Origin of the sequence: Streptomyces sp. SLBN-8D4 (assembly GCF_049739545.1) — a bacterium.
GTDB classification, from domain to species: Bacteria; Actinomycetota; Actinomycetes; order Streptomycetales; family Streptomycetaceae; genus Streptomyces; species Streptomyces canus_C.
In genome coordinates, this window is the sequence record NZ_JBMGQC010000001.1 from 1,453,817 (window position 1) to 1,470,423 (window position 16,607).

A 16,607-nucleotide genomic window follows, 5' to 3' on the forward strand; every position below is an offset into this window, starting at 1 on the left:
ACAATCAAAGACACGAGACGGGCGGGCATGGTGGGCATGGTGGGTACGGAGCAAAGGGCGCGCACGAGACCCGCCCGTACGGCGGCGGCACTGCTGACCGTCACGGGCCTCTTCGCCGCGGGCTGCACGGGACACGGCACACCCCCGACCGACGACGGACGGGGGCAGTTCCGCACGGCACAACCGGGTACCTCGCGACCGGACACCTCGGAACCGAGCGCGAGGGCCGACGGCCCCTCCGTGCTCGCCGTGAAGATCGACAACGTGCGGGCTGCGCGCCCGCAGACCGGCCTCGACGCGGCGGATGTCGTGTACGCCGAGCAGGTCGAGGGCGGGCTCAGCCGCCTCATGGCGGTGTACGCGACGAAGCTGCCGAAGGCCGTGGGCCCCGTGCGCAGCGCCCGCGAGTCGGATCTGGAGCTGCTGCGGCAGTTCCACGAACCGACGCTCGCCTTCTCCGGCGCCCAGGGCAAGCTGATGCCCCTGATCAACCGGGCACCGCTGGTGGCCCGGACCCCCGAGAAGGCGGCCGGCGCCTACTTCCGCGGCGCCGGCAAGGTCGTCCCGCACAACCTCTTCCTGCACCCCGAACGCCTGGTGCCCGCCACGCCGGGCGCGGCCGCTCTGACGAACGGCTTCCGCTACGGCCCCGCGCCGGCCGGGGGCAGCAAGGACACCTCGGAGACGGTCCGTTACCCCGCCGCCCGCTTCACCTTCACCTGGTCGCGGAGCCGGGAGCGCTGGCTGGTCTCGATGGACGGCGCACCGGACGTGACGGCCGACGGGAAGCGGCTGGCCCCGGCCACGGTCGTCGTGCAGTACGTGAAGATCCGCAAGTCCGCCTTCCACGACTTCCTCGGCAACAACACGCCGTACACGGTGACGGTGGGCTCGGGAAGGGCGAAGGTGCTGCGCGACGGCCGCGCCTACGACGTGAACTGGAAGCGGGCGAAGGCCACGGACGGCACGGACTTCACCACGAAGGACGGCTCCCCGGTGAACTTCGCCGAGGGCCAGGTGTGGGTCGTCTTCGCGAAGGCGTCCTGATCAGCGCGGGCTGACGAGGGGTTCCGCGGGATTGCGGAGCCCCTCCGCCGCGTCCGCGACCCGGCGGATGAGCTCGAAGAACCGGCTCTGTTCGTCGTCGGAGAGCGGGGCCAGGAAGACCTGGTTCATCCGGGCGGTGCGCACGGTCAGCTTGCGGTGGGTGCGCACCCCGTCGTCGGTCAGGCGCAGCAGGAAGCGGCGGCCGTCCTGGGGGTCGCGGACCTTGTCGAGCAGTCCGCGCCGGCCGAGCCGGCTGATGACCTCGGCGATCGTGGACCGGTCGAGCCCCACCCGCTCCCCCACCGTGCGCTGGTCGAGGCCCGGCTCGGCGACGAGCGCGTTCAGGACCGCGAACTGGGGCGAGGTGATCTCCTCGGAGACCATGGTGTTCCACAGCAGGTAGTGCGCCTGCTGGAGTCGCCGGGCGAGGTGCCCGGGGTGGGTGGTGAGGTCCACCGCGGCCATGTGCGCTCCCGAGTCAGGTTGGTTGGTGCACTGAAGAGTAGTGAGCCTTGACGCCAGGCTGCCACAGTGGCAGCTTAAGAGAAACCTCGCTGAAATACTCAGTGCACTGAGCAATGGAGAGATGGGGCTGTGCGGATGGACAAGGTGGTCGCCACGGCCCGGGATGCGGTGGCCGATGTGCCGGAGGGCGCGTCGCTCGCGGTGGGCGGTTTCGGGCTGAGCGGTGTGCCCAACGTGCTCATCCAGGCCCTGTACGAGCAGGGCACCGGCTCGCTGTCGGTGGTCTCCAACAACTGCGGGGCGATGGAATCGGGCCTCGCCGTCCTGCTCGCCGCCGGGCGGATCGCCCGGGTGACCGGCTCCTACATCGGCGCCAACAAGGAGTTCGCCCGCCAGTACCTGGCCGGCGAACTGGAGGTCGAGATGATCCCGCAGGGCACGCTCGCCGAGCGGCTGCGGGCGGGCGGCGCCGGGATCCCCGCGTTCTTCACCCCGGCCGGGGTCGGGACCCAGGTCGCCGACGGGGGGCTGCCCTGGCGCTACGACGGCCACGGCGGGGTCGCGGTGGCCTCGCCGCCGAAGGAGGTGCGGGAGTTCGACGGCACGGAGTACGTCCTGGAGCACGGGATCCGCACCGACTTCGCCCTGGTGCGGGCGGCGAAGGGCGACCGGCACGGCAACCTGGTCTTCAACAAGTCCACCCGGAACTTCAACCCCCTGGCGGCGATGGCGGGCCGGGTCACGATCGCCGAGGTGGAGGAGCTGGTGGAGCCCGGCGAGATCGACCCGGACGCGGTGCACCTGCCGGGGATCTTCGTACAGCGGGTGATCGCGCTGACGCCCGAGCAGGCGACGGACAAGCGGATCGAGCAGCGGACGGTGAGCAGCTGATGGCCTGGACCCGGGAACAGATGGCCGCGCGGGCCGCGCGCGAGCTCCAGGACGGTCAGTACGTCAACCTCGGCATCGGCCTGCCGACGCTGATCCCGAACTATCTCCCGCCGGGCGTCGAGGTGATCCTCGAGTCCGAGAACGGCATCCTGGGCACCGGCCCCTACCCCACCGAGGACCAGGTCGACCCGGACCTGATCAACGCGGGCAAGGAGACCGTCACGGTGCTGCCGGGGGCGTCCTTCTTCGACTCGGCGCTGTCCTTCGGGATGATCCGGGGCGGGCACATCGACGTGGCCGTGCTGGGTGCCATGCAGGTCTCCGAGGCCGGCGACCTGGCCAACTGGGCCATTCCCGGCAAGCTGATCACCGGGATCGGCGGGGCGATGGACCTGGTCCACGGCGCCCGTACGGTCATCGTGGTGATGACGCACACCGCCAAGGACGGCTCGCCGAAGATCCTCACCGAGTGCGCGCTGCCGCTGACCGGCAAGGCGTGTGTGAACCGGATCATCACCGACCTCGGCGTCCTGGACGTCACCGAGGACGGTCTGCTGCTGGTCGAGACGGCGCCCGGGGTGGGCGTCGAGGAGATCACCGCCAAGACCGACGCCAAGCTGACCGTCGCGGAGGGCCTGCAGTGAAAACCGTCTACATCGTCGACGCGGTCCGCACCCCGGTCGGCCGCTACAACGGCTCCCTCGCCTCGGTACGCCCGGACGATCTGGGCGCGCACGCGATCCGTGAACTCCTCGCCCGTACGCCCGACTTGGACCCCTCCCGGATCGAGGACGTCTACTTCGGCAACGCCAACGGCGCCGGCGAGGAGAACCGCAACGTCGGCCGGATGGCCGCGCTGCTGGCGGGCCTGCCGACCTCGGTGCCGGGGGTGACCGTCAACCGGCTGTGCGCATCGGGTCTGGAAGCGGTGATCCAGGCGGCCCGGGCGATCGCCCTCGGGGACGCCTCGATCGCCGTGGCCGGTGGTGTGGAGTCGATGACCCGGGCACCGTACGTGCTGCCCAAGTCCGACCGTGCGTTCCCGGCCGGGCACGCCGAGCTGTACTCGACCACCCTGGGCTGGCGCATGGTCAATCCCAGGATGGAGCCGCAGTGGACGGTCCCGCTGGGCGAGTCGGCCGAGCTGATCGCCGACAAGCACAAGATCGGCCGTGAACAGCAGGACGAGTTCGCGCTCGACTCCCACCGCAAGGCGGCCGCGGCGCAGGCGGCGGGGCTGTTCGACGCCGAGCTCGCGCCGGTGCCCGTCCCGCAGCGCAAGGGCGAGCCGGTCGTCTTCGGCGCCGACGAGTGCGTACGGCCGGATGCCTCGCTGGAGGCGATGGCCAAGCTCAAGCCCTCCTTCCGTACTTCTGAAGGCACCGTGACCGCGGGCAACGCCTCGCCCCTGAACGACGGCGCCGCCGCGCTGCTGCTCGTCGACGACGAGGGCCTCGCCGCCACCGGTCGCGAGCCGCTCGCCCGGATCTCCGCGACCGGCGTCAACGCGCTGGACCCGCACTACTTCGGGCTCGCCCCCGTCGAGGCGGTCAACCGGGCACTCGCCAAGGCGGGCAAGGGATTTGGCGATCTGTCGGTGCTGGAGCTGAACGAGGCGTTCGCCGCCCAGGTGCTCGGCTGCGTGGCCGAGTGGCCCGAGTTCGACCCGGCGATCCTCAACCCGCAGGGCGGCGCGATCGCCCTCGGCCACCCGCTGGGTGCCTCCGGCGCCCGCCTTGCCGGCACGGTCGCCCACCAACTCGCCCGCAGGGGCGGCGGAGTCGGTGTCGCCACCCTGTGCATCGGCGTCGGCCAGGGCCTCGCCCTCGTCCTCGAACGTTAAGGAACGCAGGAATCCCCATGACTCTCACCCAGCACGACATCGACCGGGAAATCGCCGCCGAGCACGCCGCATACGAGAAGCGGCTCGCCGACGGCGCACCCGTCGAGCACCAGCCGCGCCGCGACTACGCGCCCTACCGTTCCTCGGTGCTGCGGCACCCGAAGCAGCCGCCGATCACCATCGACGTGTCCAAGGACCCGGAGCTGGTCGAGCTGCACTCGCCCGCCTTCGGGGAGCGGGACATCACCGAGATCGACAACGACCTGACCCGGCAGCACAACGGGGAGCCGATCGGTGAGCGGATCACCGTCGAGGGCCGGCTCCTGGACCGGAACGGCCGTCCGCTGCGCGGTCAGCTGGTCGAGATCTGGCAGGCGAACTCGGCCGGGCGCTACGCCCACCAGCGCGAGCAGCACGACGCCCCGCTGGACCCGAACTTCACCGGCGTCGGCCGCACCCTGACCGACGACAGCGGCTGCTACCGCTTCACCACCGTCCAGCCGGGCCCCTACCCGTGGCGCCAGCACGTCAACGCGTGGCGGCCGGCCCACATCCACTTCTCGATCTTCGGCACGGCCTTCACCCAGCGGCTGGTGACGCAGATGTACTTCCCGAGCGACCCGCTGTTCCCGTACGACCCGATCATCCAGTCGGTGACCGACGACTCGGCCCGTCAGCGGCTCGTCGCCACCTACGACCACAGCCTGTCCGTGCCGGAGTTCTCGATGGGCTACCACTGGGACATCGTGCTCGACGGGCCGCAGGCCACCTGGATCGAAGAAGGACGCTGACCAGCCATGACGAAGATCGACACCAGTCGTCCGGAGACCGTGCTGCCGACCCCGTCGCACACGGTCGGCCCCTTCTACGGCCACGCCCTGCCCTTCCCCGGCGGCGGCGACATCGCGCCCGTCGGCCACCCGGACACCATCACGCTCCAGGGCTACGTCACCGACGGCCAGGGCAACCCGCTGCCGGACGCCTTCCTGGAACTGTGGAGCGCCGACCCCGAGGGCAACGTCCCGCAGGTCGACGGCTCGATCCGGCGCGACCCCGCGAGCGGCGGTTACCTCGGCCGCAACGGCGTGGAGTTCACCGGCTGGGGCCGGATCCAGACCGACGCCAACGGCCACTGGACCGCCCGGACATTGCGGCCGGGCGCGCGCGGGCTGAGCGCGCCGTACATCAGCGTGTGCGTCTTCGCGCGCGGACTGCTGGTGCACCTGTACACCCGCATCTACCTGCCGGGCGACGAGGCGGCCCTGACCGCCGACCCGCTGCTGGCCCGGGTGCCGGCGGAGCGGCGCGACACGCTGATCGCGCGGAAGCAGGGCGACGGCACCTACCGTTTCGACATCCGCCTTCAGGGCGAAGGCGAAACGGTCTTCCTGGAGTTCCAGTGACTTCTCCCGATCCGGACACCGGCCTGCTCGCCCCCGGGTGGGCAGGCTCCCCCGCCGCCGCGGCGACCTCCGACCGCGCCTACCTCCAGGCGCTGCTGGACGCGGAGGCCGCGCTGACCAGGGCACAGGCAGCGCTGGGCCTGGCTCCGACGGAGGCGGCCGCCGCCGTGACCGAGGCAGCCGACGCGGGCCGTTTCGACGTACGCTCGCTCGCCGAGCGGGCGCGCGGCGGCGGCAACCCCGTCATCCCCCTGGTCGCCGACCTCACGCAGGCGGCCGGCGAGGAGTACGGCCCGTACGTGCACCGGGGCGCCACCAGCCAGGACATCCTGGACACCGCGACGATGCTGGTCGCGAGCCGCACGCTCGCTCTCCTGCTGACCGACCTCGACCGCGTCCAGCAGACCCTGGCCCGGCTCGCCGCCGACCACCGCGACACCGCGATGCCCGGCCGGACGCTCACCCAGCACGCCGTACCGACGACGTTCGGGCTGAAGGCCGCCGGGTGGCGTTCGCTGGTACTGGACGCGCGGGACCGGGTCACGGCCGTACGGGACGCCTTGCCCGTCCAACTCGGCGGCGCCGCAGGGACCTTGGCGGCCTTCACGGCGTACGGCACCGAGGACACCCCGGCCCTCACGGCAGCCTTCGCCGACGAGCTCGGCCTCGGGGTGCCGTCGCTCCCCTGGCACACCCTGCGCACCCCGATCGCCGACCTCGCCGGCTGCCTGGCCTTCACCGCCGGCGCGCTGGGCAGGATCGCCGCGGATGTGCTCGTGCTCGGCCGCACCGAGATCGCCGAGCTCGCGGAGGGCAGCGGGGGCGGCTCCTCGGCCATGCCGCACAAGGCGAATCCCGTGCGGTCCACGCTGATCGCCGCCGCCGTCCGGCGCGCCCCGCAGCTCGCGGCCACGCTGTACGGCTCGCTCGCCGCCGAGGACGAGCGGCCCGCCGGAGCCTGGCACGCCGAGTGGGAGCCGCTCAGGGACCTGCTGCGGATTGTCGGCGGAGCCGCCCGGGACGCCGCCGAACTGACCTCAGGGCTGCGGGTCCACGCCGACACCATGCGCGAACACCTCGATCTCACCCACGGGTTGATCGTCTCCGAGCGGCTGTCCGCCGAGCTGGCCCCCGTGCTGGGCCGCGCCCGCGCTAAGGCACTGCTGACAGAACTCGCCGCGCGGACGTACGCCGATGGTGTCTCGCTCGGTGAACTCCTCCGCCAGGAACCCGAGTTGAAGGACGTCGATCTCGACGAGCTCACCGACCCCGCCCGTTACACCGGCTCCGCCGGTGCCCTCACCGACCGTGCTCTGGAGCGACGTTGACCGACACACTCCTCAACCACCGCGCCGAGGGCCCCGCCTCCGCTCCCCCGCTGCTGCTCGGCCCGTCGCTCGGGACGTCGTACGCCCTGTGGGACAAGGTGGCGCCCGAGCTGTCCAGCCACCGGGTGATCCGCTGGGACCTGCCCGGACACGGCGGTTCGGCGGCGCACCTGATCGGTCCCGGCGCCGGTGTGGGTGACCTCGCCGACCTGGTGCTGGCGCTCGCCGACTCGCTCGGCGTCGAGCGATTCGCGTACGCGGGGGTGTCGCTCGGGGGCGCGGTGGGTCTGCACCTGGCCGTGCACCACCCGGAGCGCGTCACATCGCTGGCGGTGATCTGCTCCTCGGCCCACTTCAACGGCAGCAAGCCGTGGGAGGAGCGTGCCGAGCGGGTCCGCCGGGAGGGCATGGAGTGGCTGCTGGAGAGCGCGAACGCGCGTTGGTTCGCGGGTGACTTCACCGTGCCGGAGCTCGTACGGGACCACGCCGAGGCCGATCCGGAGGCGTACGCGGCCTGCTGTGACGCCCTGGCCTCCTTCGACCTGCGCGACCGACTGACCGGGATCTCCGCGCCCACCCTGCTGATCGCCGGCCGCCAGGACCCGGCGACCCCGCCGCCCCATCTGCGGGAGATCGCCGACGCGGTGCCGCGCGCCACGCTCGTCGAACTCCCGGGGGCCTCGCACCTGGCCCCGGCGCAGTGCCCGGAGGCCGTTCTCACCGCTCTGCGCGCACATCTCGACGGGGGTGCCAAGCGGGGCATGGAGGTGCGGCGCGAGGTGCTCGGGGACGCGCACGTGGACCGGGCGCAGGCCCGGCAGACGCCCTTCACCGCGCGCTTCCAGGACTTCATCTCACGGTACGCGTGGGGCGAGATCTGGACCGACCCGACGCTCAGCCGCCGCGAGCGCAGCATGATCACGCTGACGGCGCTGGTCGCGCACGGCCACTACGACGAGCTGGCCATGCATGTGCGGGCGGCCCGGCGCAACGGCCTCACGCCGGAGGAGATCGGGGCCGTACTGCTCCAGACGGCCGTCTACTGCGGGGTGCCGGCGGCGAACTCGGCGTTCGCCACGGCCCAGCGGGTGCTGGCGGAGGAGACGGAAGGGTGACCCGGGCAGGGGCAGGCACGCGAGACGACGATGTGCCTACCGTGGGGGCATGTCGACCATCCTGATCACCGGCGCCACCTCCGGTCTCGGCCGTTACGTCGCCTTCGAACTGGTCCGCGCCGGCCATCTCGTCCTCGCCCACGGGCGGGACCCGGGCCGCACCGAGAGCCTGGTGGCGGAGCTGCGGACGGAGGGGGAGGCCGAGGGCTTCGTGGCCGACCTCGCCTCCCTGGCCCAGGTGCGCGAGCTGGGCGCGAGGGTCGCCGAGGCCCGTCCCGGACTCGACGTCCTGGTCAACAACGCGGGCGTGGGCGCGGGTTCGCCCGGCTCGGGCCGTGAGGTGAGCGCGGACGGACATGAACTGCGGCTGGCGGTGAACTACTTGGCGCCGGTGACCCTGACCCGGTCCCTGCTTCCGGTGCTGCGGGCGAACGCACCGGCCCGCATCGTCAACGTGGGTTCGGCGGGGCAGGAGCCGATCGACTTCGACGACCCGGAGTTCACCCGCGGCTACGCGGGCTTCGCCGCTTACTGCCGGGCCAAGTTCGCCCTGTCGGCCCACACCTTCGCCCTGGCCGCGGAGTTGAAGGACTCGGGTGTCGCGGTGAATGTGCTCCACCCGGCCACGTTCATGGACACGGCGATGGTCCGGGAGGGCGGGGTCGCCCCGTGGTCGACGGTCGCGGACGGGGCGCCGGGAGTGCTGGCCCTGGCCACCGAGGACCTGGGAACGGGCGGCTACTTCGACGGGACGCGTCCCGCGCGGGCGCACGGGGAGACGTACAACGGGGAGGTGCAGAAGCGCCTGGCGACGCTGACGGACCAGCTCCTCGCGCCGTAGCTCCCCAGGGGCGCGGGGAACTGCGCGACCAGCCCCCACCGGCCCGCAGACGAGATCAGCGCAGTCCCCGCCCCGTCTCCAGCACCTCCCTGGCCTGCGTCACCAGCCCGTCCGCGCCACACGAACGCGCCAGCGCCAGGCCCCGGTTGAGCTCGGCCACGGACCGGGCCGCGATGCCGTACTCGACCCGGGCCGCCGCGTGCTCGTACTGGCACGGCGAGGCCTCCAGATAGGCGACGGCCTGCGCGGCGAGCCGTACCGCCCGCTGACCGGTCTCCAACGCCGCCGCGCACCGCAGCGCCTCGCCTATGGCCGTGTCCGTGCCGAGGCGCTCGGCATGCCGGCGAAGATCCGTGGCCAGCTGGGCGGCCCGCACCGGGTCCTCGACGGCGAGAGCGCGCGCGAGGTCGGCCGCCCACGGCACCAGCACCGGATTGTGATGGCCTCGGACCGCCGCCGCCTTCTCCGCGGCGTCCAGTTCGTTGACCCCCTCCTTGGTCCTGCCGACGGCCAGCAGCAGCCGCCCGCGCACGGACCGCGGGTCGGGCAGCACGATCGTGGACGGGTACGGCGGGGCGAACCCGTACTGCTCGGCGATCGCCCACGCCTCCTCGACATGCCCGCGCGCGAGCAGCGTGTCCACGAGGTTGCACGTCGCCGACCAGTACAGCGGCAGTCCTCGCCCCACCCGCTCGGCGAGCCGCAGCGACTCGCGCAGGGAGGTCTCCGCCTCCCGGAGCCGGCCGCGCCGACGGTGGCCCAGGCCGACGTAGGCGTGGGCGAGCGCGAGGTGGCCGCCGCTCCAGCCGGCCGACTCGTAGGTGCGCAGGGCCTCGGTGTACAGGGCCTCTGCGCGGTCGAGCCGGTCCGTGAAGGCGTACGCGCTGGCCAGCATCAGCGGCAGTTCGAGCCCCCACTCGGTGTCGGTCCAGCCGAGTCCGGGCGCGAGGCGGCCGTTGACGAGGGCGCGGTCGCACGCTTCGGCGATCTCCTCGGCGCTCTCGCCGCGGGCCATGGCGTCGAATCCGCGCAGGATGAGCAGGGCCCGCTCGGAGTTGTCCCGGCCGGTGCAGGTGGCGGCGAGGGCGGCGAGGCGCTCGGAGCGGGCCGGGGAGGTGGCCTCGCCGGGGTAGAGCGCCTCCCAGGTGTACTGCACGGCCTGGAGGCGCAGCCGGGCCGGGCCTTCCTCGTGCCGGGCGGCCTCCGCCTCGACCATGCGGACCGCCTCCTCCAGCTGGTTGTTGTGCATGAGCGCCTGGGACAGGCGGACGACCGCGTCCACCCGGGCGGAGCCCTCCAGGCCCGGCATGGCGAGCGCGGTCTGGAGGTGGCCGATGGTTTTGGCGGGTGCGGTCAGGAGGGTGGCCCAGCCGAGTTCGAAGAGCACGCGCGCGTGGACCTCGGGGGTCGGGGGTTCCAGCAGGGCGCGCTCCAGGCAGCGGCGGGCCGCGTCGGGGGCGCCGACGAGCAGGTGCTCGCGGGCGGCCTCGCGCAGCTGCTCGACGAGTTCCTCGTCGTCGTCCGGGTGGACCTGGAGCAGGTGCCGGGAGGCGGCCGCGGCTCCGAGCCCGGAGTCGGTGACGAGCTGGGCGGCGATGCCGTGCATGGCGGTGCGCAGGGCGTCGGGGATGGAGTCGTAGACGGCGGTGGCGATCAGCGGGTGCACGAACTCCAGCTCGCCCTCCTCCGCGCCGGAATCGGTCAGGATGCGGGCGCTGCGCAGCAGTTCGGCGCAGAGCCTTGCCTTGTCCGGCTTGAGGGTGGCGAGTTTGGCCACCAGGTCGACGAAGATGTCGGTGCCGAGGATCGCGGCCGCCCAGGCGAACCGGGTGGCGTCGATGCCGAGTTCCTCCAGGCGGGCGACGAGTCCGCCGCCGCGGGCCGACCGGTTCAGCTCGCGCAGTTCGTTGGCCGAGGCCTCGCTGGGCTCCATCTCGCTGTCGCGGACCTTGGCGAGGAGTTCGACGGTCTCGTACGGGTTGCCGCCGGTGACGGCCCACACCTCGCGGCAGAAGGGGGCGTCGGCGTGCTCGCCGAGGGTGGCGCGGGTGAGGCCCGCGGTGGCTTCCGGGGTGAGGGCGCTGAGGCTGGTGACGGGGTGGCCCGCGGCGGAGGCCACGGTCTCCAGGAGGCGGGCGCTCTCGGTGGTGGCCTCGCCGGGGCGCCGGGCCACCACGACCAGGACGGACAGGTCGTCCAGGCGCTCGGCGAAGGCGGCGAGCCAGTGCAGGGTCTCCTGGTCGGCCCAGTGGGCGTCGTCGACCATCAGCACGAGCGGCCAGTCCCGGCGGGCCAGCCTGCGCACCGCGGCGACCAGTCCGTCGCACACGCCCTGCGGGTCGGCCTGCCGCTCCCCCGGCTCCGCGATGCCGAGGGCGGGTCCGGCGATGTCGTACCAGTCGCCGAGGTACTCGCGGGCCTCCTCGGGCATCAGCGACAGGAGGGCGGGCTGGAGCAGTTGGCGTACGACATTGAAGGGGACGGACCTGAGGGTCTCGCCGCCGCGGGCCGACCAGACCGTGCAGCCGCGCTCCTCGGCGATGCGGCGGGTCTGGGCCAGCAGGGCGGTCTTGCCGAAGCCCGCCTCGCCGCGGATCAGCAGCACACTGCCCGAGGACGTACGGCCCGCACACAGGGAGTCGATCGCCCCCTCGACGGCGGCGAGTTCCTCGTCGCGCTCCCACAGCGAGGCCGGGGCGGCCGCAATCGGCCCTACCTCCGTCATCCCGCTACCTCCCCAAGTCGCCCGAACGACGTACGGATCTCGAGCGTAGCCGTCCCGGTGCGGAAGCGGAGGGCGGTCGGGGTACCTGTTGCCTTGACGGGTGAGCTGGGGTACGGGAGGGCGACGCGCAGTGCCCCTGACCTGCCGTCGACAAACCTGACCGACAGTCAGTCGTGGGCCGGGAGACACCTGGGGCGGTCCACCGGTGCGGCGCGCCTCGGAACGGCCGATTCGAGTGGTGGCCCTCTCATCCCGCTTTCACCGAGTGCTCATACGGTGGGGGCATGACGCAGGAGACTCCCCCCGGGTGGTACCCCGATCCCGGGCAGACAAGTGACGGTCCCGCCGCCGAGCGCTGGTGGGACGGCAAGGCGTGGACCGAGCAGACCCGGCTCGCCGGATCGGCCGCCGCATGGGGTCCTCCGGAACAGGTCGCGAGCCCCGGGGACACCGGGCAGTATCCGGCCTTTCCGCCGTATCCCGCCCAACAGCCGAGCGGCTCGCGGCGCGGCCGTACGGGCATAGCCGTGGCGGTGGCGGTCGTGGTCCTGGCGAGCATAGGCGTGGGGGTGTACGCGCTGGCCGACAGCGGCAACGGCAACGACGACTCGGCCGCCTCGCAGGGGCCGGGAGGCCAGGGCGGTCCCGGCGGCACGGGAGGGCAGGGCGGACCGTTCGGCGGCAACGGAGGGTCCGGCGGCTCCGGGGGCAGCGGGGGTTCCGGGGGCGCGTCGCCCTCCCCGCAGGGGTCCGAGGCGCCGAGGATCGAGAGCGGCTCGGTGACCGACTCGATCGACGGGATCAGCCTGCCCATTCCCGACGACTGGTACGGCCAGGAGATCCAGGTCGGCGCGTCCGTGACCTCGAACGACTCCTACGCCTGCCCCGGCGACACCGCCGACAAGTGCACGAAGGGCGGTGCCTACTCGGCTCCCGCCGTGGCGCTGGGCACCAAGGGCGGCACGGCCGAGGCCGTCGCCAAGGCCGACATCCAGGCGAACGCCGAGCAGTCCTACGGTGGCAAGACCTACGGTTCGATCACCTCGCACGACGTGATCGACTCCAAGGCCGTGACGGTGGCCGGGCAGAAGGGCTACCGGGTGCGCTGGAAGGCGGTCACCAGCAAGGGCTCCGACGGCTATGTCGAGTCCCTGGCCTTCCCGTCCCCGGCGAACCCGCAGCAGATCGTCGTGGTGCGCTTCGGTGTCGACGTCGAGGAGGGCCAGACGGTGATCGACGACATCACCGAGGGCATCAAGGTGTCGACGGGCGGCGGCAGCGGTCAGGGCGTCTGACGGCCGGACACCGGTCGGCCGGGTGGGGTTCCTCCTGAGCCAGGAGGAACCCCACCCGGCCGGGGGGTGCGCGCCGCCCCCGTCCCCACGGTGCGGCGCGAGCAGGTCACCGTCCAGTCATCCCGTGGACGGCGGCCTGGGTCTCAGGTCAGGCCGAGGGCCGGCAGTACGGCGGCCTCGACGAAGCGGACCAGGTAGTCCGGGTCGGCGTACTTACCGTCCACGACGGGCCGGGCGCGGATGACGCCGAACATCTGGGCCGGGATGTACTCGAGGGCCGGGTGGCCGGTGATGATCTCACCCCGGTCGACCCCGCGCTGGAGAATGTGCCGCAGTGCGGCGATCTCCGGTTCGACCAGCGCCTCACGCAGGGCCTGCGCGAGTTCCGCGTCCTGGGTGACCGCGTGGCCGAGCGCCTGGAGCAGTTTGGTGTCGTGCATCGACCACCGGCCCGCGGCCCGGGCGGCCTCGCGCAGGTCGTCGGCGAGCGATCCGGTGTCGATCCCGTCGAACTTCGACCTGCGGCGGGAGCGCAGGGCGGCCACCACGAACTGGGGCTTGGTCTTCCACTGCCGGTAGAGGGTGGACTTGCTGCAGCGGGTGCTGGCGGCGACGCCCTCCATGGTCACGGCTTCGTATCCGCATTCGCGGACCTGTTCGAGCACGGCGTCGAAGAACTCCTGCTCACGCTCGGGCGTGATCTTGGAGCGGCGCGAGGCGGCGACCGTCTCCGGTCCGTCCGCGGCCTGCGACGTCATCAGCTCTTCCCTTCCTTCGCTCCGCCGGCCGGGCTGCTGCGCGGCCGGCGCGTTTCATTCCCGGATTCCAGTGTGGCGTATGTCAATCGATACGCCAGTGTACCGGTACCCGACCGTATCGGTACACTGGCGTATCGGTACGATGTCGTATCGATGAGTTTCGGAATCCGGACGGGTCATCCCCTTGTTCGGATCCAGTATCAGCACCACCGCCAGCGAAAGGGCCGGGGGAATGAATGCCCGCACCGAGCCTTCAGAAGCGGAGCCGAGCGCGACAGCGCGGCCGCCGCTCGTCCGTGAGCTCCTGCTCGTCGTAGGACTCTTCCTCGTCTACAAGTTCGGCCGGCAACTGGTCACGGGCCACACCACCGAGGCCTACCGCGACGCCGGTCGCGTATGGGACTGGGAACGGACCCTGCACCTGCCGGGCGAGGGCTCGGTGCAGTCCCTGCTGTTGCACGGCGACACCCTCGCGCATCTCGCTAACACCTACTACGCGACCGTTCACTTCCCGGCCACGGTCGCCTTCCTGGTCTGGCTGTACCTGAAGCGCCCCGCCCACTACGTCTGGGCCCGCCGCGTCCTGGCCGCCCTCACCGGCGCCGCCCTGGTGCTGCACCTCCTCTTCCCGCTGGCCCCGCCGCGGATGCTCGCGGCGGCGGGCCTGGTCGACACCGCGAAGGTGTACGGCCCCTCCGTGTACGGCCCGCCGCAGACCGACACCCTCTCCAACCAGTTCGCCGCGATGCCCTCGCTGCACTTCGCCTGGGCCCTGATGGTGGCCATCGGCCTGATCGTGGCGACCCGCTCACGCCTGCGTTGGCTGTGGCTGCTGCACCCGCTGGTGACCCTGGTCGTCATCGTCGGCACCGCGAACCACTACTGGATGGACGCGATCGTGGCGACGGCCCTCCTCGGCATCGCCCTCGCGGTCATCCAGCCGCCGTCCCGGACGGCCACCACGACAGGCGGGGCACAGGAGAAACTCGCTCCGGCCGAGCCCAAGGAGACCGTCCTGGTCGGAGCGGGCCGATGAACGCGACCCTGCTCGCCCTCGCTCTCTCCCTGCTCTCCTCCGTCGCCTACGCGGCCGCCGCGGTCGCCCAGGAGCGCCTCGCCTCCCGCAACCCCGGCTCCGGTGTGCTGCGGATGCTGACCTCGGGCGCCTGGTGGGGATCGGTCGGGCTCAACGCGGCGGCCGCGCTGCTGCACGTCGTCGCCCTCAAGTACGGTCCCCTGACCGTGGTCCAGCCGCTCGGCGCCCTCACCCTGGTCGCCGCGGTGCCACTGGGCGCGCGGATCGCGGGGCGCCGGGTCAGCGCGACGGAATGGCGGGGCACGGCATACACACTGGCCGGTCTCGCCGCGATCCTGGTGGTGGCGTCGGGCTCCGAGCCCGGGAAGGTGCTGAGCACGTCCGAGGCGGTGGCGGTGGCGGCGGTGACGGCGGCCCTGATCGGTCTGCTGGCCCGCCCCGGCGCCCGGCCCGGCATACGGCACGCGTCGGCGTCCGGGGTCGCCTCGGGGGTGGCCTCCGCGCTCACCCAGACCGTGACGGTGGCCGCGACGGACCGTTCCGAGTCCCTTCTCAGCGTCCAGGTGATCGGCGTGGCCCTGCTCGTGGCGGCCTTCGCCGCAGGCGGCCTCCTGCTCTCCCAGACCGCCTACCGTGACGGCCTGGGCGCCCCGCTGGCGGTGGTGACTCTGGCCAACCCGGTGGCCGCCGCGGTGATCGGCCTCTCCCTCCTGGGCGAGAGCCTGCGGGGCGGTGCGGCGGGAGTGCTGCTCGCCCTGGCGGGCGCGGGCCTGGCGGCCTGGGGTGTGGTGCTGCTGACCCGGATGTCCCCGGTGCCGGTGGACGACGACCACCCGGTGGCGGCGGTCCTGGCCCTCGAGCCGTCGACCGCGTCGGTGGAACCGTCCCTGCGGGACATGACGGTGCCCCGGCAGCCGGAGCCGGGGCACCTCACACCGCTGTAGGCAGGCTCAGCCGAACCCGCGGGCGTCCTGCTTCAGCGCCGTGTCGACCGTCAGCGCGGTGGCGACGACCAGGCTCAACAGCGGCTCGGGCAGCTGGTAGTGGATCTGCAGGACGTAGTTGTCCGCGGTCGTGAACATCGTCTTGGCGAGCCCCTCCCACGTCTTCGTGATCCGGGCGACCTCGTTCTCCGTGTGGTCGACGATCGCGAAGTTCCAGGCCCGCCAGTTCTCCGCCTTGATCGCCCCGACCCGCTGGCCGTTCACCATCAGCGCGAAGTTGATCTTCCCGATCATGTTCTGCTGGACGATCTCGCCGACCGGCGAACCGTCCGGACGCTCCACGATCACCCGCGACTTGAAGATCTTCCCCGGCCGGGTCAGCAGCATGACCGGCTGCCCGTGGGCGTCGCGGATCTCCAGCTTGATCTTCATGAACTGATCGATGCTGTAGAAGAACCGCACGATCTTCCGGAAGGCGCTCTGCCCGACCTGGCTGACGGAACCGAGCTGGTTGCCGTTCTGGTCCATGACCTTGTACTCGTTGGTCAGCTCGATCAGCTTGGCCTTCTGGTTGACCACGAGCACCGGCTCGGAGAACAGCGTGCCGCCGCCCGCACCTCCCCCGGTGACCCCGGCCTGCTGCTGCACCTGACGCTGCACGCGCGGGTCCGGACCGGCCGACTGCTGAGGCATCTGCGGTGCCTGCTGGACCGGCGGGGCCTTGACGGCCTGAGCCTGGGCCTGCCCCGCCCCCTGCTGGTCCTGGTGCGTGTGCGAGGTCCACTGCGCCCCGTCCCAGTAACGGAGCGTCTGGGCGGCTCCGTGCGGATCGGGGTACCAGCCTGCAGGTGTGTTCGAATGCATGGTCACCGGGGCACACTACCCCGGGACCATCGCATTCCGGCCGGGTGAATTA

16 protein-coding genes are annotated in these 16,607 nt (G+C 72.2%); 12 read left to right on the forward strand and 4 right to left on the reverse strand.

The features are described from left to right. Positions 1-36 precede the first annotated feature (36 nt). The gene (locus RKD20_RS06785) at positions 37-1,047 is read left to right on the forward strand and encodes a DUF3048 domain-containing protein (RefSeq protein ID WP_424876885.1); all 1,011 of its coding nucleotides are present in this window, start codon (positions 37-39) and stop codon (positions 1,045-1,047) included. On the opposite strand, the gene RKD20_RS06790 is transcribed toward RKD20_RS06785, so the two are convergent. Further along, the gene (locus tag RKD20_RS06790) at positions 1,048-1,512 is read right to left on the reverse strand and encodes a MarR family winged helix-turn-helix transcriptional regulator (RefSeq protein WP_020122199.1); all 465 of its coding nucleotides are present in this window, start codon (positions 1,510-1,512) and stop codon (positions 1,048-1,050) included. Positions 1,513-1,647: 135 nt separating this feature from the next. Between RKD20_RS06790 and RKD20_RS06795 the strand changes: the two genes are divergently transcribed. The 8 genes from RKD20_RS06795 to RKD20_RS06830 are packed head-to-tail and all read left to right on the forward strand — an operon-like array spanning position 1,648 to position 8,933. After that, positions 1,648-2,403: a CoA transferase subunit A gene (locus tag RKD20_RS06795; RefSeq protein ID WP_424883162.1), complete on the forward strand. Its 756-nt coding sequence runs from the start codon at positions 1,648-1,650 to the stop codon at positions 2,401-2,403. Then, the gene (locus RKD20_RS06800) at positions 2,403-3,047 is read left to right on the forward strand and encodes a CoA transferase subunit B (protein WP_424876886.1); all 645 of its coding nucleotides are present in this window, start codon (positions 2,403-2,405) and stop codon (positions 3,045-3,047) included. Before RKD20_RS06795 ends, RKD20_RS06800 begins: the two co-directional genes overlap by 1 nt. Further along, positions 3,044-4,246, forward strand: a complete 1,203-nt coding sequence (locus RKD20_RS06805; RefSeq protein WP_424876887.1) for a thiolase family protein — start codon at positions 3,044-3,046, stop codon at positions 4,244-4,246. Before RKD20_RS06800 ends, RKD20_RS06805 begins: the two co-directional genes overlap by 4 nt. Positions 4,247-4,263: 17 nt before the next feature. Continuing rightward, a complete protein-coding gene (gene pcaH / locus RKD20_RS06810) occupies positions 4,264-5,037 on the forward strand; it encodes a protocatechuate 3,4-dioxygenase subunit beta (RefSeq protein ID WP_424876888.1) in 774 nt (257 codons plus the stop codon). Between the two features lie 6 nt (positions 5,038-5,043). Then, complete coding sequence (gene pcaG, locus RKD20_RS06815; protein ID WP_424876889.1) at positions 5,044-5,649, forward strand: protocatechuate 3,4-dioxygenase subunit alpha; 606 nt, start codon at positions 5,044-5,046, stop codon at positions 5,647-5,649. Continuing rightward, the gene (gene pcaB / locus RKD20_RS06820; protein WP_424876890.1) at positions 5,646-6,977 is read left to right on the forward strand and encodes a 3-carboxy-cis,cis-muconate cycloisomerase; all 1,332 of its coding nucleotides are present in this window, start codon (positions 5,646-5,648) and stop codon (positions 6,975-6,977) included. Before pcaG ends, pcaB begins: the two co-directional genes overlap by 4 nt. Next, positions 6,974-8,092 (forward strand): 3-oxoadipate enol-lactonase, encoded by a 1,119-nt coding sequence (gene pcaD, locus RKD20_RS06825; RefSeq protein ID WP_424876891.1) that lies wholly within the window; start codon positions 6,974-6,976, stop codon positions 8,090-8,092. The genes pcaB and pcaD overlap by 4 nt, the downstream gene beginning before the upstream one ends. A 49-nt stretch (positions 8,093-8,141) precedes the next feature. Then, entirely contained in the window at positions 8,142-8,933 is a 792-nt protein-coding gene (locus RKD20_RS06830) for an SDR family NAD(P)-dependent oxidoreductase (protein WP_424876892.1), read from the forward strand. A gap of 55 nt (positions 8,934-8,988) precedes the next feature. On the opposite strand, the gene RKD20_RS06835 is transcribed toward RKD20_RS06830, so the two are convergent. After that, positions 8,989-11,658 (reverse strand): ATP-binding protein, encoded by a 2,670-nt coding sequence (locus RKD20_RS06835; RefSeq protein ID WP_424876893.1) that lies wholly within the window; start codon positions 11,656-11,658, stop codon positions 8,989-8,991. A gap of 284 nt (positions 11,659-11,942) precedes the next feature. On the opposite strand from RKD20_RS06835, the gene RKD20_RS06840 reads away from it, so the two are divergent. Further along, entirely contained in the window at positions 11,943-12,953 is a 1,011-nt protein-coding gene (locus RKD20_RS06840; RefSeq protein WP_424876894.1) for a DUF2510 domain-containing protein, read from the forward strand. A 143-nt stretch (positions 12,954-13,096) separates the two neighbouring features. Here the strand turns inward: RKD20_RS06840 and RKD20_RS06845 are convergent, their stop codons facing one another. After that, a complete protein-coding gene (locus RKD20_RS06845; protein WP_424876895.1) occupies positions 13,097-13,711 on the reverse strand; it encodes a TetR/AcrR family transcriptional regulator C-terminal ligand-binding domain-containing protein in 615 nt (204 codons plus the stop codon). Positions 13,712-13,943: 232 nt separating this feature from the next. On the opposite strand from RKD20_RS06845, the gene RKD20_RS06850 reads away from it, so the two are divergent. Beyond that, entirely contained in the window at positions 13,944-14,747 is an 804-nt protein-coding gene (locus RKD20_RS06850) for a phosphatase PAP2 family protein (protein WP_424876896.1), read from the forward strand. Then, a complete protein-coding gene (locus RKD20_RS06855) occupies positions 14,744-15,691 on the forward strand; it encodes a hypothetical protein (RefSeq protein WP_424876897.1) in 948 nt (315 codons plus the stop codon). Before RKD20_RS06850 ends, RKD20_RS06855 begins: the two co-directional genes overlap by 4 nt. 6 nt (positions 15,692-15,697) lie before the next feature. On the opposite strand, the gene RKD20_RS06860 is transcribed toward RKD20_RS06855, so the two are convergent. Next, the gene (locus tag RKD20_RS06860) at positions 15,698-16,561 is read right to left on the reverse strand and encodes a phospholipid scramblase-related protein (protein ID WP_424876898.1); all 864 of its coding nucleotides are present in this window, start codon (positions 16,559-16,561) and stop codon (positions 15,698-15,700) included. Positions 16,562-16,607: the final 46 nt, after the last annotated feature.